We start from the raw sequence: 24,054 nt of genomic DNA on the forward strand, positions 1-24,054 counted from the left end.
CACCGTACCGATCATGCCTCGGACGGCCGGGTCGACAGCAGAAAGGGGAGTCACTGCCGTGACCGCTGACCACTGACCGCTGGCCGCTGCCCACTGACCGCCCGGCCCTCCGGTCCTCGCCGTTTCGGCAGGGTGAAACCACCGGCGACCTCGGTGGTGAGGCAGTGGACCGCCGGCTCCGGCCTGCTGCCGCGCTTCGTCGGCCGTCAGGAGTGCCGCCCTGGTGGCGTTCGCCCCGGTCTGAGTCACGTGGCCGGGAAAGACTGTCCCAGTCCACAATGGAAGTGGTGAACATGTGCGACGCGGCGTCCACCTCCGCACGCCCAGCGTCGAATCGTCGAACGACACGACACCAGACCAGGAGGGCCCCATGTACGTCGTGGTCCAGCACAAGATCTTGAACCCGGAGACAGCGTTTCCCCGTGGCCAGGCCCTGATTGACGGCATCGGAGCGCCCGACGGCACCCGGGTGCTGCAGTTCTACCCCCATGTCGACGGGTCCGTCGTGACGTGCCTCTGGGAGACGACGTCCATTGAGGACGTCCAGCGCTTCGCCGACGCGACTCTCGGGGACTCGAGTGTCAACATCTGCTACGAGGTCGACTCGGAGAACGCGTTCGCCGACCGTCCAGTCGGCCTGAGGCCGTCGTCGGCTCCAGCCGCCTGAGATGAGAGATCCGAGGAGCCAGTGTTCGTGGGAGGTCAGTGAGCGCATGACGGAACTCGGACCAATCTGGAGGCAGGTCACTCTCCGCGCCCGGGCGCGTCACTTTCAGTCGGCGGTGAGTTCGGAGCGCATGGCGGCGCGAAGGGCCTGGAGGGCCTGGGTGAGGGCGGCCTGGCTCGCCGGCCACCCCGGATCCGTGGCGACGTCGGGCTCGTCGAAGAGGTCCCGCAGGTCCCGGACTCGCATGAACGCCTGGTCCGCCAAGGCGCCGAGGTGCTCGGGAGCGATGATCAGCATCTGGTAGCGGAGGTGGTAGGCGTTGGTGGACCCGAGGATCCCGCCCGCCTGTTCGATGCGATCCTCCCTGGTCAGGCCGGTGCTCCGCCTCAGGTCCCGGAGGCGGTGCGTGGTGAGCGAGAGCGCCCCGAGGTATTCGGCGTACAGCTGCTGTTTGACCGCGCGCTCACGGGCCGAGTTCTCCCGATGCCACCGCGACCGTTCGGCCAGCAAGGTCGTGCTCACGCCCAGAACGGCGCCCAGTACCGTGCCCGCGAGGGTCCCCCAGTCCACGGGTTCGATGGTAGGGGCGCCTCGGCGTCGGTCACAGAGGGCGTCACGACGCTGTCGCGCCGTCCTGAGGCCGTGTTCTCCCGCTGATCGACGTGCCGGACCGCCCGTCCTGGGGGTCGTCATGCACGGATCCTGGGCGGGATCGACGCTCCGTACGCGTGAGAAGCCCAGGGTGGGGGACTTGATGGGCAAGCCGGGGTCGGCGGCGTTCCCCTGGGGGCCGGCCAGGCCAGGCTCCTCTGGTTCAGCCCACGAGCTGGAGGAGCCGCGCGCGTCGGGTCAGGACAGGCTGCCTCGTTCACAGACCCGGCGGGCGACCTCGCGCAGTTTGATGTTGTTCTCCTGCGCGAAGCGGCGTAGCACGTCGAAAGCCTCCTTCTCGCTGAGGTGGTGGCTGCCCATGAGGATGCCCATGGCCTCCCCGATGACGTGCCGGGTGGCGACGGCGTGCTCCATCTGCGCATGGGTGCGGGCGCTGGAGAAGGCGACCGCCGCATGGGAGGCCAGCAGCCACCCGGCCAGCTCGCTGGCCTCGGTGAAGGCACCGGCCCGGCGGGAGTAGAGGTTGAGCGCGCCGAACTGCTCGTCCTCGGTGAACAGCAGGAACCCCATCATGCTGCCCACGCCGAGCGCGTGGGCCTGGGGCGCGTAGGCGGGCCATCGTGGCTGCTCGTCGGTGAAGTCCGCGATACGGAAGACCCGCTCGCCCTCCCGTTTGCGCGCGGCATCGAAGCAGGGGCCCTCGCCCAGCCGCTCCTGCAGACGGTCACTGTCGATGACCAGTTGGTCGCTGGGGGCGAGTGATTCGGCCTTGCTGCCGTGCAGCACCAGAATGCCGGCCGCGTCGCAGCCTTCCACCAGTTCGGTGGCCGAGCCGGTGATCCGATCCAGCGTGGAGCTCACGGATTCCTGCGCCAGCAGATCGCGCGCCATCGACGCCATCTGCTGCGCGAACCGACCCCAGTCCATGTGTCCTCCGCGTCTCGCTCCTTCTGGGTGAGCCTTCGGCCCAGCCTTTCATGCACATCTCACCGCAGCGCCGACAACTACGCCCCCACCGTGGCGCTTCGCCATGGCCGTGGCGAGGTGTCACTCCGGCGGGCGGCCTGAATGCCCGCCCCGCCCGGTCGCGGAACGGGCAGTTCCGCCGGCCGCCGTGACGCCCGCCGTCCCGCCCGTCGCCTCAGCCGCCGTGTCGGCGCTCGTACGGGTCAGGGCGGTCTCGGCGCGGGAGAGCCGGGCGGTGAGGCTCGTCAGCCACGCCTCGAGGTCGACCAGCGTCGGCAGCGGGGCCGGCGGCGGTGGGGGCGGGCGCGCGGTTTCCGGCCGCGTCGCGTCCGGCGGCGGGTCCCCGCCGCACAGCGCGGCCAGCCGCTCGACGGTCGCGACCGCCGCCCGGCCATCGACGCGTGCCTGCTCCACGGCTGCGGGCGGCATGGCGGTCGCGGGCAGGTCGAAGCGGGGCAGCCAGTGGGCACCGAGCAGGATCTGGTGGGCCGCGATCAGCACGCCGTGCCAGTCGGCGCCGGCGGGGGCGCCGCCGACCGGTTCGCTGCGGAACTGGGCGTAGGCGGACTCGGCCAGGCGTAGCCGGTGCAGGGCGCGGAGCGTCGACGGGGGCGGCACGGAGCCCGGCGGCGCGGCCGTCAGGGCGGCGACGGTGTCCCTGATCAGCGGCGCGCACTCGCGCAGCAGCCCCGCCATGGTCCTGCGCACCTCCCGGCGGGCACCGGCCGGCCAGGCGAGCATCGCGCACAGCAGACCGATGGCGCTGCCGGTCACCACGTCCAGGATCCGTGCCTCGGCCAGCCGCCAGGACGCCGGGGCGATCTGGGAGAACGCGGTGGCCACCACCAGCGTGAACAGGCCCTGTGCCCAGGCGATGCCGAGCAGCGGCCCGAGCGCGAAGGCGAGCAGCATGCCCGGTGCGAGGAGCACGGCGTAGGCGTCGGTGTGCTGTCCGACAGCGATGAGCAGGACACCCGCCGCGACGGCACCCACGAGATTCCCGGCCACCGCCTCGCGCATGGCCGCCCACGTCTGACCGAAAGTGGTCCTGCTCAGCGTCAGCACCGCCAGCAGCACCCAGAACCCGTGGGTCAGGTCGAGCGTGCCGGCGACCAGCCGTGCCGCGCCGAGGGCCAGCGCGATCCGGACGGCGTTGTGGAACAGCACGGACCGGAGCGTCAGGTTGCCGACGATCCGGCGCAGCCACAGCCGGGACGTGGGCGCCTCCGTGTACCAGAACAGCTCCCGCGGCTCGATCGGCCGGGTGCGCCGACCGTCGAGGCCGACCCGTACGGAGATCTCCAGGACACGTACCGACTCGGCGACCGCCAGCAGCGCCGCCTGCCGACGCAGCACCGACAGGGACGCCCGCCCCGGAACGGCGGGTTCCGCCGCCTGTCGCACGCGCATCGCCTGGAAGGCGCCGATCGCCTCGTCCATGTGCGCGGGGGCCGGGGCGCCCCGCCCCGCTCGCAGCGCCGCGGCACTCTCGTCGCACCGGAGCACCACCCGCGGCAGCAGCCACTCGGCTGCCGCGTCGGAACACCGGCCGTCCTTCACGTCCCCCCGGCCCCCGCCCTTGACGTCCCCCCGACCCCCGCCCTGGACCAGGTCGCGCAGTCGTCCCGTCTCGGTCAGATGGGCCAGCTGTTCGAGCAGTCGCCGGACCGCGGAACCCGCCTGGGCGAGACCGCGGACGGCGCGGCCCGGGCCCGCGGGGCGTTCCGCGGGCGGGATCTGTGACAGGCGCAGCCGCGCGCCCGCGGCGCGCAGGAACCCGGGGGAGGGGCTGGTGCGGCCGGCCAGGGTGTCCCCGGCGATCGCCACGGCTCTCGCGAGGCTCCACCGGTACGTCTCGCCCGCGGGCTGCGGCAGGACGAACCACTCGCACAGCGCCAGCAGCACCACGCCCACGGCGAGCCCGGTCAGCCGCAGCCCCAGGGTCCGCGGTTCGTACGGCGGGAAGCAGGCCAGGATGTAGAAGAGCTGGAGTCCCGGCGCCGCTCCGGCCGGCCGCGGTCCGGCGACGGCCGCGAAGGCGAGGAGGAAGCCGACGACGAGCATCCCGAGCACCGCCGCCCAGGTCCGCACCGCCAGCACGGTCCCGAGCGCCACCAGGACCAGGCCCACCGGCAGCGCCTTCAGCATCACCGCGGCCCTTTGCCGCCCCGAGCCCGGGATCGAGGAGAGCAGCCCGAGGGCGATGGGCGCGAACAGCGAGTACAACGCGGGCACCGGTTCGTCGAGGCCGTACCGGAAGGCGTAGAAGCCCGCGGACGCGGCCAGCGTCACCCGCGCCGACCGGTGCAGGACCGCGGCCCGCTCGGCCCCGCTCCTCACGGCGGACTCCCGCCGCGCGTCGCGCGCGAGCCGAGCGGAAAAACCCCGCCCAGGACCACGAGCCGGTGGCGTACGGCCGCGACGCGAGGGGAAGCCGCCAGGATCAGCGCCCGCTGGACGCGGGACAGGGCAAGGGCGACCGCGACCAAGGCCCCCGTCCGCGCGGCCGGCGAAGACTCAGCGCGCATGAGCACGTTCCTCTCGGGCCGACGCCGCCGAGGTGTCGTGGGGTCCGGTAGGGCGCCCCGCCACCCCTATTGTCGGCCGCCCCCGTAGGCACCGCAGCTCGGCCGTTCCGGCCTCGGCGGGTCCCCCGCCCGACCCGCTCGGGGGTCGACGTGGATCTTGGGACCGGGGCCGGCGCCGGCCGGGCGTGCGCCCGCGAGTACCGGGCCGACCTCGTCGAGGCCCACGGTGGCGGCGACCAGCGGTCTGGGGTCCACCGAGCCGTCGGCGTAGGCCCGGATGGTGGCGTCGAGACCGGGGGAGGCGGAGAGGACCCCCACGGCGGTGACGTCCTTGAGGGCGAGCGCGCGGGTGTCGATCCCGCTGGGTGCGCCGGCCAGCCCGATGTACACGACGCGACCGCCGGGCTCGACCAACTCCAGGGCCCGGCGCGGCAGATGGACGGCGTTCGAGGCGTCGACGACTGCGTCGAAGGGCAGGTCCGGCACGGAGTCCTCCGCCCACGCGTGCTCGAAGCCCAGGCTGTGGGCGAAGGCGGGGGAGTCGCCGGAGCGACCCATCAGGTGGACTTCCGCCCCGGCGGCGCGGAGGAACATCGCGACCAGCAGACCGATGGTCCCGGGCCCCAGGACCAGGGTGCGCTCGCCCGGGCGCGGCGCCGCTGCCCGGGCGGCGCGCAGGGCGTTGCCGCCCGGCTCCACGAGGGCACCGAGCACCGGGTCGACGGAGTCCGGCAGGACGTGCAACGAGGAGGCGGGTACGGCCAGTTGCTCGGCCAGGGCGCCGGGCTGGGCCCCGCGGATGCCGACCTCCCGCCGGCTGTCGCACACATGCCCACGCTCCCGGAGACAGCGGCGGCAGGTGCCGCAGCCGAGCATCGTGTCGCCCATGACGCGGCGGCCGGTCCAGAGGGGGTCGACGCCCGCGCCGACCGCCGCCACACGGCCCGCCCATTCGTGGCCCGGCCGCATGGGGTAGGAGGAGTGTCCCTGGTGGAGGTAGGCCATCTCGCCGGTGAAGAACTCCATGTCGGTGCCGCACACTCCGACGCGCTCGACGTCGACGACGACTTCCCCCGGCGCCGCCACGGGTGCGGGCACCTCTTCGACCGCGTACCGGCCCGGGGCGGTCAGGACGAACGCGCGCATCGGGGGACGCTCACCGTGGTGGTTCGGGAGGTCCGTTCTCGTCGGCGCGACAGCCCCAGTGGCCCCAGGAGGAGACGGATCTCGTCGAGCACGTCGGCCGGCGTTTCCGGGGGCGTCCTGTGGTGGACCGGTGCGCTGACGTTCAGCGCGCCGGAGGGCGTTGTCGGCGCCACCCGGGCCACACTCGCCGGGGTCTGTCGCCCCGTCGTACGTCTGCGTAGGCTTCATCGCGTTCCGAACAGTAGACCGCCGTACCGACTGTTGGAAGGAGCCCTGGGTGACGCTCCGCAGCGCGCGGTGGTACGACGGCCAGGACCGCAACGCCTACATCCACCGGGCGTGGATGCGACGGGGCGTGCCGGGCGACGCCTTCGCCGGTCGGCCGCAGATCGCCATCGCCAACACCGCTTCGGACCTGACCCCTTGCAACGCGCATCTCGACGAGGTGTCGGCCTCGGTGCGCAACGGCGTCTACGAGGCGGGAGGCATCCCACTGGACCTGCCCGTGGTGTCGCTGGGCGAGACGCAGGTGCGGCCCACGGCCATGCTCTGGCGGAACATGGCGGCGATGGCCACCGAGGAGATGCTGCGGGCCAACCCCATCGACGGTGTCGTCCTGTTGGGCGGCTGCGACAAGACGATCCCGTCGCTGCTGATGGCCGCCGCCTCGGTGGACCTGCCCGCCGTCGTCGTGCCCGGTGGCCCGATGCTGACCGGGACGTTCCGCGGCACCCCGCTCGGCTGTGGGACCGACGTGTGGCGGCTGTCGGAGGAGGTCCGGGCCGGCACGCTCTCGCAGGAGCAGTTCGTCCGCTCCGAGTCGGCGATGATCCGCAGCCGCGGGCACTGCAACACCATGGGGACCGCCTCGACGATGGCGATCGTGGCCGAGGCCCTGGGCACGGTCGTCCCCGGCACGGCCGGGACCCCCGCGCCCGACAGCCGGCTGCTGGAGGCCGCGCACCACACCGGGCGGCTGGCGGTGGACATGGTCGCCGCCGACCGGCGCCCGGGCACGTTCCTCACCAAGGCCTCCTTCCACAACGCGATCGTGGCGCTGGCCGCCGTCGGCGGGTCGACCAACGCGGTCGTCCACCTCCTGGCCATCGCGGGCCGCCTCGGCATCGATCTCACGCTCGACGACTTCGACCGCATCGGCTCCCGCGTACCGGTCCTCGTGGACCTCCAGCCGGCCGGCCGCTTCCTCATGGACGACCTCCACCGCGCCGGCGGCCTGCTCGCCGTCCTGCGCGAAGTGCGCGACCTGCTCGATCCGGACGCCCTCACCGTCAACGGCAAGCCGCTCGTCGACCACCTCGACGAGGCCGCCATCCTGGACGGAGAGGTCATCCGCGCCCGCGCCGAACCGCTGGTCACCGAGGGCGGCATCGCCGTGCTGCGCGGCAACCTCGCACCCGACGGTGCGCTCGTCAAACCCGCGGCTGCCTCCCCGCACCTGCTGCGACACCGTGGCCGGGCGGTCGTCTTCGACTCGATCGAGGACTTCCACGCCCGCGTCGACGACCCGGACCTCGACGTGGACGCCGACTCCGTCCTCGTCCTGCGCGGCTGCGGCCCCAAGGGCTACCCGGGCATGCCCGAGGTGGCGAACATGCCGCTGCCGAAGAAGCTGCTGGAACGGGGAGTCCGCGACATGGTCCGCGTCTGTGACGGCCGGATGAGCGGCACCGCCTACGGCACGGTCGTGCTGCACGTGGCCCCGGAGGCCGCGGCCGGCGGGCCCCTCGCGCTGGTTCGGACCGGCGACTTCGTCAGCCTCGACGTCGAAGCCCGCCGGATCGACGTGGACGTGCCCCCGGACCAACTCGCCCGCAGGACCCCTGCCGAGGCCACGGTCGCGGGCTTCGCCGACCCCCGTCGCGGGTGGGAGAGGCTGTACGTCGACCATGTCCTCCAGGCCGACACCGGCGCTGACCTGGACTTCCTCATCGGCTCCAGCGGCTCGGAGGTGAGCCGCGAATCCCACTGAACCCGCCAGGTCCCTCTCCTGACGACCCGTTGGGCAGGGGCCTCGCGGGGAACGGGGGAGGGCGGGCGAGCCGGTCATCCGTTCTCGCGTCCGACGCATTGTCAGTGGTGTGTTGAACAATGCCGAGAAAGCAAGATCAAGACTGCCCAGCCGGGGTAGGCGATCTTGCGTCCCCGCCCAGGAAGGCCACCGCCGATGCGCCTCAGCCCCGAACCAGTACAGGACCCCGCCGCCACAGCAGGGGAGGAGTGACGATGCTGCTGCCCTACCGCGGCCGGTCCAGCGCCCCGGTCAGCACCACCGGCCACGACATCCTGCGCATCGTCTCCGCCCCCTGCACTCCCGTGTTCCTCACGGTGCACGCGGACGGACGCCGCAGATACAGCTACTGGCAGCCGTTCGACCCCGACACCGGCAGGGGGAGCTGCTACGCCGCACTGCCCACCGCCGAGTGCGACGCGCTGCACTCCGCGGGACGGATCACCCTCGGCGAGGCCGTCCTCGATCCGGCCAAGTCGACCTACCGCGTCCGACCCGCACGCACGTCGGCCGCACCAGCGCGCACGTCGGCCCCGCCCGCGCGCACGTCGGCCGAGGCTGCCCGTACGTCGGCCACGCCGGTACGCACGTCGGCCACGCCCGCACGCGCGGCGCGACAGCGCTCTCGCGTGGCATGACCGGCAGCGAGGTCCCGGCCGGGCAGCCGGGGCCGCTCGGCATGCGGCCGCACGCCACGGGCCCGCCGCTGCCGAGGTGAGCGCGGGGTCGAGAATCCCCGGAAAACGGGCTCGGGATGTCGGATGTCCGACCTTCGGCGGACGGTGGCTGGTTCAGGGTGGCTCACGCGGCCGAGAGTGGCGCACGTCAGCCTCACCCAGTGCCCAGCGCCTCACGGCGCCGCAAGGGAGCATCTCTCGTGAATCCCACGACCAAGGCGAACGCGCCGCATGACCGACGGGCCGCCACGCTCGTCATGGCCTGCGTCGGCGTGTTCGTCGCCTACCTGCCGGTGACCACCGTCTCGGCCAGCCTGCCCGCGATCCAGCGGGCCCTGGGCGCCTCGACCTCCGAGCTGGCCTGGGTCTCCGACGCGTTCGTCCTGCCCATGGCCGCCCTCATCCTCACCGCCGGGGTCTTCGGCGAGGTGCACGGACGCAAGAAGGTCTACCAGGCGGGTCTCGCCCTCAGCGGCATCGGCGCCCTCGTCGCGCTGTGCGCGCAGAACGTCCAGGTCGTCTGGGCCGGCCAGGCGCTGGCCGGACTGGGCGCGGCGGCCCTGATGCCCACCACCCTCGCCCTGATCAGCCACGCGGTGCCCGACCCGCGCGAGCGCGGCCGGTTCATCGGCCTGTGGGCCACCGCCCTCACCGCCGCCCTGGCCCTGGGCCCGGTCATCGCCGGCACCGTCCTCAACCACGTCGACTGGCGCTGGATCTACCTCCTGCCCGTGCCCGCGTCCCTCCTCGCGTCGGCCTGTGGCGCGAAGCTGCTGACCGACTCCCGCGCACCGGGTGTGCGCCGACTGGACTGGCCGGGCCAGATCACCGCCGCGCTGACGATCACCGCCCTCGTCTACGGGATCATCGAAGGCGGCGCCGCGTCCTTCTCCGACGTCAAGGTCATGGTGGCGCTGTCGACGGCCGCGGTCGGGGCCGTCGCCTTCGTGCTGGTGGAGCGGTCCAGCGCCGACCCCATGCTGGACCTCACCCTGTTCGGCAGCCCGGCCTTCACCGCCACCACCCTGATCGCCATGATCAGTTTCCTGGGTCTGATCGGCTTCTTCTTCGCCCTCAGCCTCTACTTCGGCCTGGTCCAGCAGCTGTCCACGCTCGACGCGGCCTGGCGCCTGCTGATGGTGACCATGGTCCCGCTCGTGCTGGGCGCCCCCGTCGGCCGCCTCGTACACCGGGTCTCGCCACGGCTGCTCATCCCCGGCGGTCTGCTGGTCGCCACCGTCGCGCTGCTGACCCTCACCGACATCGGTGTGCACACCTCCTTCGGGTCGCTGGCCTGGCGGCTGGCCCTGCTCGGCCTCGGCATGGCCTTCGTCATCACGCCGATGACCGCCACCGCGGTCAGCTCCGTGCCCTTCCACCAGGCGGGGATGGCAGCCGCCGGCAACAACGCCTTCCGGCAGGTGGGTGCCGCGCTCGGCCCCGCCGTCCTCGGTGCCCTGCTCACCACCAGGGCCGTCGACGCCCTGCCCGGCCACCTCACCGACGCGGGCCTCAGCGGCCGGACCGTCCAGCACGTCACGACGCTCGCCGAGCAGGGCGGTATCGGCGCCGTCGGCGGGGCCGACCTCGGCGCGGACACCCCCCGTGTCCTGGGCGCGCTGTCGGAGGCGTTCCTCGACGGACTGCACCTCTGCCTGGTCGTCGCCGCCGTGCTGACCCTGCTCGCCGCAGCCGTCGGCGCGGTGCTGCTGCGCCGCCCGACGCACACGGCACCGCCCGCGATCGTCACCCCCCGCCCGGGGGCCGCCGGGGAGAGCCCCACCGGCACCCCGGCCCAGGGCCATGATGACGCCGGCTCCCTGGCCGGCAGCCACTCCGGCGGCTGACCGCTGACGTACCGGGCCCGCGCACCAGCGGAACGCCGGCCCGGTACCGGCGCCGTCCGTGGGGACGGGCGCGGCGCCTCACCGGGGCCCGGGATCACGCAGGATGGTCCCGGGCCCCGTCGCGCGGCGGGAGCCGCAGGCGTTCCCCGGTCTCGACGGCCGGCCGCCACCGCCCCGAACCAGGAGGGTCACCGTGGACTCCCAGCCTCTCGACGAGCTGGACCTGAAGCTGTTGCAGGCCCTGCAACTCGACGGACGGGCACCTTTCAGCCGTATCGGCGAGGTGCTCGGAGTGTCCGACCAGACCGTGGCGCGACGCTTCCGGCGGCTGCGCACCACGGCTGGACTGCGGGTGGTCGGCATGGTCGACGAGAGCAGGCTGGGCCGCACCAGCTGGCTCGTCCGGCTGCGCTGCACCCCCGACGTGGCCGGACAGCTGGCCAACGCCCTGGCCCGCCGCTCCGACACCTCCTACGTCGACCTCATCTCCGCCGGCACCGAGGTTCTGTGCGCCATGAAGCCCCGCAGCCGGGAGGAGCGCGACGAGCTCCTCTTCGACCGACTGCAGCGCACGCCGCGCGTCATCTCCGTCAGCGCCCACTGCCTGCTCCACAAGTTCTACGGCGGCCGGCTCGGCTGGCTCGACAAGATCCAGGCGCTCTCCCCGCACGAGGCGGACGCGCTGCGTCCGTCCCGGCTCGAGCCGGACGACGCGATCATCGGCCTCGACGCGGACGACGAGGCCCTGACGGCCCTGCTGCGCCGCGACGGCCGGGCCACGTTCAGCGAACTGCAGACCGCGACCGGCCAGTCGGAGTCCGTCGTCAAGCGACGGGTGGAACGGCTGCGCGCCTCGGGAGCCCTCTACTTCGAAGTGCAGCACCACCGTGAGTCCGTCGGCCTGGACGTCGGCGCCATGCTCTGGCTCACCGTCGCCCCCTCCGCACTGGCCGACGCCGGCCGGGCGCTCGCGCGACACCGCGAGGTCGGTTTCGCCGCGGCGACCACGGGCCAGGCCAACCTGGTCGCCTCCGTCGCCACCCCCGACACCGGCAGGCTCTACCACTACCTCAGCGAGAAGATCGGAGCCCTCCAGGGCGTCCAGGCCGTCGAGACGACTCTCACCCTGCGCCAGGTCAAACAGCTGACGTACGAACCGACCCGCTGACGCGGACCGCCGACCACCATGGGCTTGCCCGCGCCCTCCCCCTGACGCACGCTGGGGGTATGGGTGCGCAGGAGGGCCCCACGCTCATCACGTCCGTGCAGCGGGCCTTGCGGCTGCTGGAGGTGGTGAGCGCGCACGTGAACGGCGCGCCGGCCAAGCAGCTGGCGCGCGAGGCGGGTCTGCCCCTGGCCACCGCCTACCACCTGCTGCGGACGCTGGTGCACGACGGGTATCTGCGCAAGCTGGACGACGGCGGGTTCGTGCTGGGCGACAAGATGCAGACGCTGCAGACCATGAGCCGGGGACAGGCGATGCTCAGCCGGGTGCGCCCCACCCTCGCCGCCCTGCGGGACGAACTCGCCACCGCCGCCTACCTCACCTTCTACGAGGAGGGCGAGATCCGGGTCGCCGAGATCGTCGACGGCCCCCGGGCGCCCCGGGTCGACCTCTGGGTGGGGTTCGAGGACGCCGGGCACGCCACGGCGCTGGGCAAGTCCGTGCTGCGGGAACTCGACGACGAGGCCCGCAAGGACTACCTCTCCCGGCATCACCTGGCCGACCTCACGCCACGCACGATCACCAGCCTGCCGGAACTGGTCCGGCAGTTGGACGCCTCACCCCTGGCTCCGGCCGTCACGGACCTCGAGGAGTACTCCCTCGGCACGGTCTGTGTCGCCGTGCCCGTCTACAGCGGGGACACCCTGGGCTCGCTCGGCGTCTCGTTGCCGGTCGGCCGGCGCGCCCGGATCGAGGAGGTCCTGGGGCGGCTGCTTCCGACCGCGAGCCGCGTCACCAGGAGCCTGTCGCTCACTATCTGAAATCCCTCTTCTTGTGGCGACCGGACCTTTCCTCGTTTCCTGGATGAAAGGGGCATCTCGGGAGTGTGCCCCGTACACAGGTGAGGACTGCGGACTACATATGAGCCAGGCCCGAGACCGTGGTGGCGAGCACCAGCCCATACGGCCGTCCAGGCATGGATCGGCCCGTGCCCGGGCCTCGGCCCGCAGGCGCGCCGCCGCGCACCTGACGGCCGGAACACCCGTACTGCCCGTGCTCGTCGTCTCGGTCATCGCGATCGTCGACCTCGTCGGCGGGGCGGGCATGATCTGGCTGCCCATGCTCGCGGCCGGACCCGCGCTGGCCGCCACCACCAACGGGCCGCGCGGCGTCTTCTGCGTCGGCCTGATCGGCGCGGCGCTCGGCGCGAGCCTCGGGGCACGGGACGGCATTCCGGGCCCGGAACTGGCGGCCGTACTGTCCGCCCTGGTGGCCGTCACGCTCGCGGGCGGCCTGGCCAGCGCGATGCGCGGGCGCCGTGAACGGGTGCTCGCGGACGTCCGCTCGGTCGCGGAGGCAGCCCAGCACGCCCTGCTCAAGCCGGTACCGGCGACGGTCGGACCGTTCCAGGTGGCCGTCCGCTACAGTGCCGCGGCGGCGGAGGCCCGTATCGGCGGCGATCTCTACGCACTCATGTCGACCCCGTACGGAGTGCGGCTGATCGTCGGCGACGTGCGGGGCAAGGGGCTGCCGGCCGTGGGGACCGCCGCGCTGGTCACCGGTGTCTTCCGGGAGGCCGCCTATGACGAGCCCGATCTGCTCGCCGTCGTCGACCGGATCGAGCGGAGCCTGGCGCGAAACCTCGGCCACGACGACTTCGTCACCGCCATCGTCGCCGGATACCCGGAGGCGGGGGAACTGCAGATGGTGAACTGCGGACACGCGCCTCCGCTGCTGGTGCGAGGTTCCGGAGACGTGGCGGCGGTCGAGCCCACCCATCCGACCCCGCCCCTCGGGCTGCGCGCGCTCTCCGACCAGACCCCCCGCCTCCAGTCGCTGCCCTTCGCCGACGGGGATCAGCTGTTGCTGTACACCGACGGGGTCACCGAGGCCCGGGACCCCGGCCGGGAGTTCTACCCCCTCGTCGACGGACTGGCGCGCCATGTGTCGGACGACCCGGCGGGCACCCTGGGCGCGCTCCACGGCGAGCTGCTGGACCATGTGGGCGGGCGCCTACACGACGACGCGGCGCTGCTCCTGATCCGCAAACCGACCGCCGACGAGGCGGCCGTCCCCAGGACGTCCGCTCCCAAGTCCGTTGTCCCGGCGGGCCGTTGCGCCGGAAGCTCCTCCACGGAGACGGTGTGAATCCTGTTGCGGATGTTGCAGACTTGGCCGCATGAGACGCATGAGGAAGGCCGCTGCCGCCCTGTCGGCCGCAGCGGCCGTACTGATCGCGATACCCCCCACCACCGCCTCCGCCGCCCCTGTCCCGCACGCCACGTTCGTACGGGAGAGCTTCGACCGCCTTCCCCTCGGCCCGGTCACCGCCGGCCGCGGCTGGACCACCGACACCGCCGACGGTTCGCTGACCGTCGAACCCAGCACCAGAGGGCACGGCCGCGAGCTGCGGCTGCGCACGGAGGGCAACGGCCGTGCCTTCCTCGTCCTGTCCGACCTCGCGCCCGCCCACAACAGCTTCTGGGCCCGGCTGAGGCTGCGCGTGGCCGACTTCCCGACCGCCCCGGACTGGGCGCACTGGACCATCGCGGAGGCCGCCGGCTCCGACACCCCCACGCTGGTACGCCCGCTGGGCGGGCAGTACGCACCCACCGACCAGGGCAACTTCTGGGGTGTCGGTTCCGACCTGGGGCCCACGGGCGACTGGACCGCGTGGAAGACCTCCGCGCCCGCGAAGGCCGGGACCTGGCAGTGCGTCGAGTTCCACCTCGACGCGACCGACAACCGCGTCACCGTCTATCTGGACGGCAGGGAGCAGTCAGAGTTGACGGTCTCCACCAAGCAACACGGCGGAACCGGCGACGACTTCGTCTTCCCGCGCTTCGACACGCTCAAGCTGGGCTGGCAGCTGTACCAGTCCGGCCCCACGCCCTCCGCGTACGACGTCCGCATGGACGACGTGGCGCTGAGCAGCAAGCGCGTGGGAGGGTGCGCCCCCTGAAGAACTGCCGCCGCACGTCGGTGGGACGTCGTGGCGACGCCCCACCGACGCGGACCGGTCACTCCCCTGACGGGGCGGTCAGCGGGACCCCCAGGGCCACCGGGGTGCCGAAGTCCGGCGTGCCGTCGGCGTTCCAGGTGAACTTCTGCGCTCGCGTGGAGCGGTTCATGTCGCAGCCGCCGCTCGCCGAGCTGTTGGCGTGGTAGACGATCCAGTCCTCGGTCCCGTCGGGTGACTTGAAGAAGCCGTTGTGGCCGGGGCCGTACACGCCGTTGGCGTTGGACCGCTGGAAGACCGGGTTCGGCGACTTGACCCAGGACGAGGAGCTGAGCGGGTCACCTCCGTTGTAGGTGAGCATGCCCAGCTTGTAGTCGGGTGTGGAGCAGTGGCTCGCGGAGTACACGATGAAGGTCTTTCCGCCCCGCTGGAGCACCTCGGCGCCCTCGTTGACCGCGCCGCCCACCGTCTCCCAGCTGTAGGTCGGGGTGGACAGCACCCGGCGGGTGCCGCTCGCCGTCCACGGGTTGGACAGCGGTCGGATGAACATGGGCTGCGAGCCGTTGTAGAAGGTGCCCAACAGATAGAGCTGACCGTTGAGTTGGAGGATGCCAGGGTCCAGCTCCCAGGTGTTGTCCTGGGTCGGGTCGAGCAGGTCGGCCTTGAAGGTGTAGGGCCCCATGGGGTCCAGGCCGGCGCTCTCGAGCACGTGGATCCGCTGGGTGCCCAGGTCGTACGGCTCCCGCCCGGCCGTGTAGTAGAAGTACCACCGCTTCCCGTTGGGGCCGTCCAGCAGGTGGAACTCCGGAGCCCACATCGTGCCGGCCCCGTTGGGCCGGGTCAGGTTGAAGATCACCTGGTCGGTGGCGGTGGCGAGTCCCGCCAGGGTGCTCGCCTTGCGCATGGTGACCGCGGAGTTCCAGGTCGTGGTGGCGAGGTAGTAGAAGCCGTCGTGGTACGTCAGCCACGGGTCGGGGCCGCGCTGGGAGAGCGGGTTGGTGAACGTGCCCGGGCCGGTGCCGCCATCGGTGAATCCGGGCAGCCGCCACACCCTGCCGTTCGCCGAACCGCACGGCAGCTGCACCAGGCTGGTGTTCGAGGCCGACGAACCACCGCTCGGCGCCACGCACTTGCCGGAGCTGACGGAGACCAGGTGGAAGGTCTTGTCGGTTCCGCTCACCGCCACCGGCGCGAGCCGCCACCGCTGGTTGCTCCCGCCGTGGCAGGGCCACTGGATGATCGCCGCGTTGTCCGCCGTGGACGCTCCGTGGACGTCGACGCACTGACCGGACCGGGTGGTGATGGTGTAGGTGTCACCCGTTCCCGACACCGGAGCGAACCCGAGGTTCTGGTTCGTGCCGGTGTCACACGTGAAAGCGCGCAGCTGTGTTCCGTTCGCCGACGAACCGCCCGGCAGGTCCAGGCAGTTGCCGCCGTTCTGGTTGACGCCGGTCGAGGTGAACGTGACGGCGGCGGCAGCGGGTGGCGGCGCGACCAGGAAGGCGACCGCCAGGGTGAGCAGGGCGATGAGTACGGACAGACTTCTGGACCGGGTCACGGGCTGTACACCTTCGCTTCGAGGAGGCCGACGGAGTTGGTGCCGTTGCCGGTGAGCAGCACCCGTAGACGTGTGCTGCTCGTGGCGGTGAAGGTGACGGTGTTGTACTGGTTCCTGGCCAGGGGGTAGCCGCTCGCACCGGGCACGTCGACGTAGGCGCTGCCGTTCCAGTACTGGAGCTTCCAGGAGGCGGGCATGTCGATGCCCTGGTCGTCGTCGAAGAAGTACACCTCGGCCTTGCCGAGCGTCTTGGCGGACGGCCAGGTCAGCTCGGCCCACTGCTGCCCGGTCTCCGGCCAGGTGCCCCAGCGCGGGTTGACGGTGTCGTTGGACGAGGTCGGGTCGAGCCCGTCGTTGACCGCGCTCACGCTCTCCCAGGGCGAGGTGTACGAGGCCGACGCCGTCGCCGACGTGGCCTGGTTGGCCGGTGGCTGGACGCCACCCCGGTGGAAGACCTTGACCTCGGTCAGGCCCGTCCTGGCTCCGGAGGCGTGGGTGGCCAGGACCCGCACCCGCCCGGCGCTGACCGCGGGGAACTGCACGACGTTGTAGTTGGCCCGCGGCGTGGCCGGACTCCTGGTCTGGCCGGGCACGCTCACCCACGAACTGCCGTTGTGGTACTGGATGGTGTACGCGGACGGCGCCCGGTAGGCGGTGCTCGCCGGGCGGCTGTCCTTGAAGTGCAGGCGCACCTCGTTCAGGGTGCGGGCGGTGCCGAAGTCCAGCTCGTACCAGTCCTGGCTGTCGGCGGAACCGCCGGCGCCCCAGAACGGCTCGTTCGTCGGGTAGCCGTCGACCGCGCCGGAGACGGTGCTGCCGGACCCGGTGTGGGAGGCGGACGCGGTCGCCCCGGCGGCGAGGTTGGTCAGGTCGGCGGTCAGGTCGACGCCGGCCTTGGCGAGCATGTCGACCATCCGGGGGCTGTCCTGCACGACCTGCTGGGGGGCCTTGAGGCCGGGGACGGCCGTGCGGTGGGTGACCGTGCCGCTCGTGGTGACGTCGCCGGTGGCCGGGTCCCAGGTGAAGGGCACCAGTGAGCTCACGGTGGCGGCCCGGCTGCCGTTGACGTAGATCGAGTAGCCCTGCGGCACACCCGGGTAGCGCACCACACCGTCGGCCGGGTCGTCCCAGACGACGGACAGGTCGGCACCCCGGTAGCGGATGTTGTTGACGGTGAAGTGGCTCCAGCCGATGTCGATCGGGGAGAGCTCGACCTTGGCGTCGTTGCGGGGCCGCAGACCGGCGACGTCCTCGATCACCGTCCAGTTGCTGCTGCCGAGGATGTTGTGGTGGATCCAGGAGCGGTAGTCGATCGTGCTGCCGTTCCAGTCGGCCCAGAACTCGTTGGCGTCGGGCCACTGGGTGTTGCCGCCGACGTACTGCGCCCAGGTGTTCCAGTACAGGAGCTTCTTGTAGTCGGTCGCGTTCATCCAGGAGTTGGGGTAGTTGCGCAGCACCGAGGAGTACAGCCGGAACTGGACCGTGGAGTTGATGGTGGAGAAGTTGTTGGAGCCGGGCTCCCCGGCGTCGGCGGCCGCCTTCTTGTCGACCTGGTTGGCCGTGTAGAAGGGGAAGACCGGGTACTGGGCAGGGTCGTCGTACAGGCGCAGGGCCTGCTTGTACGTCGTGGTGTCGGGGACGGCCCCGACGGAGAACGGGTAGTAGTTGTTGATCTCCTTCCAGGGCACCCACTCGTTGGTCGACTTGAGCCGGTGCTCGAACAACCGCCGGTCGGGGTTCCACAGCACGTTGACGATCGCGTCCTTGATCTGCGCCGCGAGCGTGCGCATCTCGGTGGCCTTGGCCGTGTTGCCGCTCGCCTCGTAGGCCTGCGCCGCGGCCAGGGCGCCGCTGTACTGGTAGGCGGACTCGGCCCGGTCCATGGTGCCGGGCTTCCAGTGGAAGGAGACCGCGTCGGCGTCGTTGCCGGTCAGCGCGCCCCAGTCGTACTCGATGAGCTTGTTGTTGTCGTGGTCGTAGTGGGCGAGCTGACCCTTGACGTCGCCCTCCGCGTAGCGGGCGAGGCTCGCGGCGATCGCGGGCTGGCCGCCGTGGATCTGGTAGCTCTTCCAGGCCGCCTCCGCGATGTACTGCGTGTAGCTGTTGGACCAGTTCTCCGGGTCACCCGGATTGTCGAGGAAGCGGCCGCCCTTCGACGTCTGGCCCACGCTCAGCCAGTCCCCGTACGCGTAGGCCGGGTTGCGCAGGTACTTGAGGTCGTCGATGTGCATCGGCTGGGTGAGCGCGATCGCGTTGTTGTAGCCGAGGACGCCTTCCGTCGAGGTCGGGAACTGGAAGGTCTGGCCGGGGATGTCCGCGTCGAGGCTGTTGAAGCGCATCAGCCACCAGCGGTAGTAGATGTTCTTCTTGATCGCGGGTTCGGGAACGTCGATGTACGGCACGTTCTGTGCCCACCACAGGTTGTAGGCCTTGACGTGGGTGGCGAACGCGGTCGCGGGGGAGTAGCCGGCGTAGGCGTTGTAGTCACTGAGGGACTGTGGGATCTCGTCGGCGACGAAGCCCATCACCACCTTGACGGTCACCGTGGCTCCTGCCGCGATCGTCACGGACCGGTTCAGACCGCCGTTCGAGACGGCGAACCCGTCGCCGGTGAGCCGGGGGCGCAGGGTGGTCAGGTTGTTGTAGGTGTTGACCTGCCCGGTCAGCTCGCTGCCGGTGCCCGTGGTGGCGTACGGCGACGTCGCCCGCAGCTGCAGTGTGGTGGACCCGCTGCCGTTGTTCCTGATCGACAGATTGGTGACGGCGACGTTGTTGTCGGTGACGAACTTGGTCTGGTCGATCGTGACCGAGCCGCCGGTGTGCACGCTCTTCCAGTGGCTGGGCGTCTGACGGCGCTGGGAGACCTGCTCGGTGAAGGTGCCCGGGGAGACCGCGACCGTGTAGGCGTTGTTGTCGTTGACGCTCTCCCAGTAGGCGACGTGACCGCCGAAGCCGAGCACCGCCGGGTCGTGGGTCTTCATGAACAGCGCCCGTCCACGGCTCATCAGCCAGGGACCGGCAGGGTCGTTGCCGGAACGGGCCAGCAGACGGTCCATCCAGAAGTCGGTGCCCGAACTCTCCGCGTCGTAGATCGCCCGCATCATGTCGCCCGTGGTGTGCGCGACGGGCGGCGCCGGGACCGAGGGGCCGCTGAACGTGGGGAACCCGATGGTCTGCGCGGCGTGGGCCGGGGTCGCGGTGAGGACGGAACAGATGACGAGCGCCAGGGCGAGCAGCAGGCGCTGGAGGAAGGGTGCTGTTCGTCTTCGCATCGGAGGCTCCCCTTTGCTGAAACGACCTAAAAGGTTTTCGCAACGTAGGAGCGAGCTGACGGAGTGTCAAGAGAGGTGTGTGAGAGCCGAGTTCACCGTACGAACGGTTCAGGACAGGGGAGCCGTCGACCCACGGATCACCACCCGGCAGGGCAGCGCCTCGACGCCCGAGCGCGCGGCACCGCCGATCGCACCGAACAGGGCGTGCGCGGCCGTGCGCCCGACCTGTTCCAGGTTCATGTCGACGCTGGTCAGCCGCGGGCGGGAGCCGGAGGTCAGTACCTGCCAGTTGTCGAAGCCCATGACCGACACGTCCTCCGGCACCCGGTGGCCGCGCTCGCGCAGCACGTCCATCACCCCGCGGGCTATCTGGTCGCTGCCGCACAGCACCGCGTCCACCTCCGGATGCCGGTCGAGCAGCAGCGCGGTGGCCGCCCGCCCCCAGCCCTCCGACCAGGCGCCGAACCGCGGCTCCCCGACCAGGGCGAGCCCGGCGTCGGACAGGGCGGCCCGCACTCCGTCGGCCCTCTCCCGCGCCGCGAGGTATCCGGGGTCACCCGTGACGTGCGCGATCCGGGTACGGCCGCAGGCCACCAGGTGTTCCACCGCGATCCGGCCGGCGTCGACGTTGTCGGGGACGATGGACAGGTCGGCGGGATCGTCCGAGGGCGCGTACGCGTAGACGACGGGGACGGCGAGCTCGCGGCCCAGGGACGGACGCGGGTCGGTCCGGCTGCCCACCACAATCAGGCCGTCGACCCGGCGCCCCAGCAGCGCCCGGACATGGTGCTGCTCACGGATCGAGTCGCCGCGGGCGTCGCAGAGGAAGACCGCCACCTCGCCCGCTCCGAAGGCGTCCTCGGCGCCCATCAGGATCGGGATGCTGAAGCGGCCTTCCAGGTCGCTGGTGAGCAGCCCGACCGTGCCCGTCCGGCCGGCCAGCAGCCCGCGGGCCAGCTGGTTGGGCCGGAAGGACAGCCGCTCGGCCGCCTCCACCACCCGTTGCCGGGTCTCGGCGCGGACCTGACTGCGGCCGTTTAGGGCCTTGGAGGCGGTGGCGATGGAGACGCCCGCCAGCCGGGCGACGTCGTTGAGTGTGGCGGGCTGCGAACGAGCGGGGTCGGCGGTCTGGGTCACGGGTGATCTCCTGTCTCGCGCTCGCGTGCCGAAGCCGTCGGGGTGGCGGTGTGGCGGGTTGGCGGGGTGGCAGGGCGGCACGTCGCGCGTAAAACCGTACGCGACTTGTTTCGGTCGAGGTGGGCGCGGACGGATTCCACTGGTTTCGTTCACCGCCCTGCGGCCTTTGCGTGCAGGGGGATTGACGGACTGTCAGTCCGGTTCTAGCTTTCTGAAAGCCTTTTCGGTCGCTTTCTCTCTCAGGTTCGGTGCCACCACATCCGTCGTCCCGATCGGTCGGCCTGCTCGTGGCCGCCGCGACACAGGGGGATTGCCATGGGGAGCACGGCCGGACCGCCTGGAACCGCACGCCGCCTCGTCACCGGTGCCATCGCGTTGCTCGCAGCCGCGAGCCTGGTCACGGCATGCGGTTCCGGGGACGGTGGTTCGGACGGCACAGGAGGCTCCGGAGCCGGAGCGGCCAACGTCAGGGGTGTCGACGACGGCACCACGTTGACGATGTGGACGCGCGCCGCGACCCGGCCGCAGAGCGAGGCACTGGTCAAGGCGTACAACGCCGGCCACGAGAACAAGATCGAGCTGACCGTCGTCCCCACCGACGACTACCAGGCCAAGGTCGGTGCCGCCGCCGGGTCCAAGGACCTGCCCGACCTCTTCGCCTCCGACGTGGTGTTCGTCCCCAACTACACCTCCAGCGGACTCTTCGCCGACCTCACCGAACGCGTCGAGGCCCTGCCCTTCGCCGACAGCCTCGCCCAGTCGCACATCAAGGCCGGGACGTACGAGGGCAGGAAGTACGTCGTGCCACACACTCTCGACCTGTCGGTGCTCTTCTACAACAAGGACCTCTACCGCAAGGCGAAGCTCGACCCCGAGAAGCCGCCCACCACCCTGGCGGAGTGGGACGAGCAGGCCCGGGCCGTGGACGCGCTCGGCGGTGGTGTCGACGGCACCTTCTTCGGCGGCAACTGCGGTGGCTGCGGTGTCTTCACCTGGTGGCCGTCCATCTGGGCCGCGGGGGAGGAGGTGCTGAACCAGGACGGCACCGAGGCGGAGCTCTCGTCCGACACCGCCAAGAAGGTCTACGAGACCTACCGCGGATGGGTGGCGGACGACATCGTGGCGCCCGGCGCACGAGACGAGACGGGCACGACCTGGACCGGGGTGTTCCCGAAGGGGAAGGTCGGCGTCATGCCCATGCCCTCGACCACCCTCGGGCTGATGCCAAAGGACCTCGACCTCGGTGTCGCGCCCATCCCCGGCCCCGACGGCGGCCGGTCCACCTTCGTCGGCGGTGACGCCATCGGCGTGTCGGCCACCAGCGAGTCGGCCGACCAGGCCTGGAACTTCCTCGCCTGGTCCCTGGGCGACGAGGCGCAGGTCGACGTGGTCGCCGCCCACAAGGACGTCGTCGCGCGCACCGACCTCGCGTCCAACAAGCACTCGCAGGCCGACCCGCGGCTGGTGACGATCAACGAACTCGTCGCGGACGGCCGTACCCCCTACGCGTTGAAGTTCGGCCAGACCTTCAACGACCCCAACGGGCCCTGGCTGAGCCTGATGCGCGACGCCGTCTTCGGCGACGGGGCGTCGGTCGACCAGGACAACGAGGCGGTCACCGCGTCCCTGGCGGACTGACCGGCACCGACCCTCGGCGCGCCCTCCCACGTCACACGGCAGAGGAGAGTCATGCAGGTGAAGGCAGCCGAGCCGTCGGCGGCCGAACCCCGAAACCGGCCGCAACGCGCGGTTGGGCCACCCCGGTCCACCGCCCCCAGGTGGCGCTCCCGGACGGTCGAAGGGCTCGGTTACGCCGCCCCCACGGCCGTCTTCGTCGCCGTCTTCTTCCTGCTGCCGCTGCTGCTCGTCGGGCAGATGTCGCTCAGCGACTGGCCGCTGCTCGCGGGCGACCGTGGCGGCAACGCACCCGAGAACTACACCGACGTCACCGACAGCCGCCTGTTCTGGCCGGCGGTCCGCTTCACCCTCCTCTACACCGGCATCGTCACGGTCGTCCTCCTCGGCCTGGCGCTCCTGCTCGCGCTGCTGGTCCAGGAGTCCCGCCCCGGTGCCGGGTTCTTCCGTACGGTCTACTTCCTGCCCGGCGCCCTCGGACTGGCCTCCGCGTCCCTGCTGTTCTGGGGCCTGTACAGCCCCACCACCGGACCCCTCGGCCGCACCCTGGAAGGGCTCGGCCTCGTCGACGACCCGGTGTCCTTCCTCGGCACCCCGACCTCAGCCCTGCTGTCGACGGTCTTCCTCGTCGTCTGGAAGTTCGCCGGCTTCTACATGCTGATCCTGCTGGTGGGCCTCCAGCGCGTCCCGCACGAGGTGTACGAGGCGGCACGCATGGACGGGGCGAGCCGCGGCCAGATCTTCCGCTCCATCACCCTGCCGCTGCTGCGGCCCTCCCTCGCCCTGTCCCTGCTGCTGTGCGTGACCGGGTCACTGCTCGCGTTCGACCAGTTCTTCGTCCTCACCAAGGGCGGGCCCGACAACAGCACCGTCACCGTCGTGCAGTTGATCTACCGGGAGGCGTTCCAGCGGCTGGACCTCGGCACCGCCGCCGCCCTCTCGATCATCGTGCTGGCGGCGCTGCTCCTGCTCAACGCCCTGCAGTTCCGCGGTCTGCGCCACGCCGACGAGTCCTGAGGAGGAACCCCACGGTGCTCACCCGCGTCCTCGGCCGCACGCCCTACTACGTCGTCGCCGGCGGACTGGCCGTCATCTTCCTCTTCCCCCTGCTGTGGAACACCTGGGCCTCGGTCAGCGCACAGCCCGGCACCGCACAGGAGTCCGGCTACGGCCTCGGCAACTACCGCACGCTCCTCGACTACGACGCCGGCCTGTGGCGCTACCTCCTCAACAGCACGGTCGTCTCGGCGCTCACCGTCGCCCTGACCCTCGGTGTGTCCCTGCTCGGCGGATACGCCTTCGCCCGCTTCGACTTCCCGGGCAAGAACCTGCTGTTCCTGCTGACGCTGGCCATCCTCATGGTCCCGTACGCCACCCTCCTCATCCCGCTCTACGTACTGCTCGGCAGACTCCACCTGCAGAACTCGCTGATCGGGCTGAGCCTGGTGCTGGCCATGTTCCAACTCCCGTTCGCCACCTTCATGATGAGGATCTCCTTCGAGGCGGTGCCGCGCGAGCTGGAGGAGTCGGCGCTCGTCGACGGCTGCGGTACGGCGGGCGCGCTGCGCCGCGTCCTGCTCCCGGCGGTGCGACCCGGGCTGATCACCGTGGGGCTCTTCGCCTTCCTCGCCGCCTGGAACGACTTCATCGCCCCCCTGATCCTCATCTCGGACAGCGAGAAGGCGCCCCTCCCACTGGCTGTCGCGAACCTGCGGCAGCAGAGCATGGGCGCAGTCGACTACGGCGCCACCGAGGCGGGTGTCGTGGTTCTCGCCGTGCCCTGCCTCCTGCTCTTCCTGCTGCTGCAACGGCACTACGTACGGGGCTTCATGTCAGGTGCGCTGAAGGGATGACGC

Annotated in this window: 19 protein-coding genes; 11 read left to right on the plus strand and 8 right to left on the minus strand. The window is 71.5% G+C overall.

Annotated features, from left to right (window positions below; all coding sequences use genetic code 11):
• Nucleotides 1-370: 370 nt before the first annotated feature.
• Entirely contained in the window at nt 371-667 is a 297-nt protein-coding gene (locus AQJ84_RS08255) for a hypothetical protein (RefSeq protein WP_030044734.1), read from the plus strand.
• A gap of 105 nt (nt 668-772) precedes the next feature.
• On the opposite strand, the gene AQJ84_RS08260 is transcribed toward AQJ84_RS08255, so the two are convergent.
• From AQJ84_RS08260 to AQJ84_RS08280, 5 genes are all read right to left on the minus strand, one after another.
• Nucleotides 773-1,237: a hypothetical protein gene (locus tag AQJ84_RS08260; RefSeq protein WP_051870259.1), complete on the minus strand. Its 465-nt coding sequence runs from the start codon at nt 1,235-1,237 to the stop codon at nt 773-775.
• Between the two features lie 279 nt (nt 1,238-1,516).
• Entirely contained in the window at nt 1,517-2,206 is a 690-nt protein-coding gene (locus tag AQJ84_RS08265; RefSeq protein ID WP_030044732.1) for a GAF and ANTAR domain-containing protein, read from the minus strand.
• A gap of 120 nt (nt 2,207-2,326) precedes the next feature.
• Complete coding sequence (locus AQJ84_RS08270) at nt 2,327-4,585, minus strand: FUSC family protein (protein WP_053191991.1); 2,259 nt, start codon at nt 4,583-4,585, stop codon at nt 2,327-2,329.
• Nucleotides 4,582-4,773: a hypothetical protein gene (locus tag AQJ84_RS08275; RefSeq protein WP_030044731.1), complete on the minus strand. Its 192-nt coding sequence runs from the start codon at nt 4,771-4,773 to the stop codon at nt 4,582-4,584. The genes AQJ84_RS08270 and AQJ84_RS08275 overlap by 4 nt, the downstream gene beginning before the upstream one ends.
• 66 nt (nt 4,774-4,839) lie before the next feature.
• Nucleotides 4,840-5,919 carry a zinc-dependent alcohol dehydrogenase gene (locus AQJ84_RS08280; RefSeq protein WP_053191993.1) on the minus strand — a complete coding sequence of 360 codons (1,080 nt, stop codon included), beginning with the start codon at nt 5,917-5,919 and terminating at the stop codon, nt 4,840-4,842.
• Between the two features lie 277 nt (nt 5,920-6,196).
• Between AQJ84_RS08280 and AQJ84_RS08285 the strand changes: the two genes are divergently transcribed.
• The 7 genes from AQJ84_RS08285 (at nt 6,197) to AQJ84_RS08315 (ending at nt 14,599) form a co-directional block, all read left to right on the plus strand.
• Nucleotides 6,197-7,909, plus strand: coding sequence for an IlvD/Edd family dehydratase (locus AQJ84_RS08285; protein ID WP_030044728.1), 1,713 nt, complete (start codon nt 6,197-6,199; stop codon nt 7,907-7,909).
• 254 nt (nt 7,910-8,163) lie between these two features.
• On the plus strand, nt 8,164-8,586 hold the full coding sequence (locus tag AQJ84_RS43710) for a ribosomal eL19 family protein (protein ID WP_063753209.1): 423 nt from the start codon (nt 8,164-8,166) through the stop codon (nt 8,584-8,586).
• Between the two features lie 296 nt (nt 8,587-8,882).
• Nucleotides 8,883-10,472 carry an MFS transporter gene (locus AQJ84_RS08295; RefSeq protein ID WP_078632401.1) on the plus strand — a complete coding sequence of 530 codons (1,590 nt, stop codon included), beginning with the start codon at nt 8,883-8,885 and terminating at the stop codon, nt 10,470-10,472.
• A gap of 193 nt (nt 10,473-10,665) precedes the next feature.
• A complete protein-coding gene (locus AQJ84_RS08300; protein WP_030044725.1) occupies nt 10,666-11,640 on the plus strand; it encodes an Lrp/AsnC family transcriptional regulator in 975 nt (324 codons plus the stop codon).
• A gap of 59 nt (nt 11,641-11,699) precedes the next feature.
• Nucleotides 11,700-12,458 carry an IclR family transcriptional regulator gene (locus AQJ84_RS08305; protein WP_030044724.1) on the plus strand — a complete coding sequence of 253 codons (759 nt, stop codon included), beginning with the start codon at nt 11,700-11,702 and terminating at the stop codon, nt 12,456-12,458.
• 100 nt (nt 12,459-12,558) lie between these two features.
• Nucleotides 12,559-13,785 carry a PP2C family protein-serine/threonine phosphatase gene (locus tag AQJ84_RS08310; protein WP_198536342.1) on the plus strand — a complete coding sequence of 409 codons (1,227 nt, stop codon included), beginning with the start codon at nt 12,559-12,561 and terminating at the stop codon, nt 13,783-13,785.
• Nucleotides 13,786-13,816: 31 nt separating this feature from the next.
• Nucleotides 13,817-14,599, plus strand: coding sequence for a LamG domain-containing protein (locus AQJ84_RS08315; RefSeq protein WP_030044722.1), 783 nt, complete (start codon nt 13,817-13,819; stop codon nt 14,597-14,599).
• A 58-nt stretch (nt 14,600-14,657) separates the two neighbouring features.
• Here AQJ84_RS08315 and AQJ84_RS08320 read toward each other — a convergent pair whose 3' ends face one another.
• The 3 genes from AQJ84_RS08320 to AQJ84_RS08330 all read right to left on the minus strand — a co-directional run bounded on the left by AQJ84_RS08320 (nt 14,658) and on the right by AQJ84_RS08330 (nt 20,563).
• Complete coding sequence (locus AQJ84_RS08320; RefSeq protein WP_030044721.1) at nt 14,658-16,154, minus strand: family 43 glycosylhydrolase; 1,497 nt, start codon at nt 16,152-16,154, stop codon at nt 14,658-14,660.
• On the minus strand, nt 16,151-19,426 hold the full coding sequence (locus AQJ84_RS08325; RefSeq protein ID WP_053191995.1) for a discoidin domain-containing protein: 3,276 nt from the start codon (nt 19,424-19,426) through the stop codon (nt 16,151-16,153). Before AQJ84_RS08325 ends, AQJ84_RS08320 begins: the two co-directional genes overlap by 4 nt.
• Before the next feature lie 108 nt (nt 19,427-19,534).
• On the minus strand, nt 19,535-20,563 hold the full coding sequence (locus tag AQJ84_RS08330; protein ID WP_030044718.1) for a LacI family DNA-binding transcriptional regulator: 1,029 nt from the start codon (nt 20,561-20,563) through the stop codon (nt 19,535-19,537).
• A gap of 315 nt (nt 20,564-20,878) precedes the next feature.
• Between AQJ84_RS08330 and AQJ84_RS08335 the strand changes: the two genes are divergently transcribed.
• The 3 genes from AQJ84_RS08335 to AQJ84_RS08345 are packed head-to-tail and all read left to right on the plus strand — an operon-like array spanning nt 20,879 to nt 24,051.
• Entirely contained in the window at nt 20,879-22,201 is a 1,323-nt protein-coding gene (locus tag AQJ84_RS08335) for an ABC transporter substrate-binding protein (RefSeq protein WP_030044717.1), read from the plus strand.
• A gap of 51 nt (nt 22,202-22,252) precedes the next feature.
• Entirely contained in the window at nt 22,253-23,215 is a 963-nt protein-coding gene (locus tag AQJ84_RS08340; protein WP_030044716.1) for a carbohydrate ABC transporter permease, read from the plus strand.
• Nucleotides 23,216-23,229: 14 nt separating this feature from the next.
• A complete protein-coding gene (locus AQJ84_RS08345) occupies nt 23,230-24,051 on the plus strand; it encodes a carbohydrate ABC transporter permease (protein ID WP_030044715.1) in 822 nt (273 codons plus the stop codon).
• Nucleotides 24,052-24,054: the final 3 nt, after the last annotated feature.

This window comes from Streptomyces resistomycificus (assembly GCF_001514265.1).
GTDB lineage: Bacteria > Actinomycetota > Actinomycetes > Streptomycetales > Streptomycetaceae > Streptomyces > Streptomyces resistomycificus.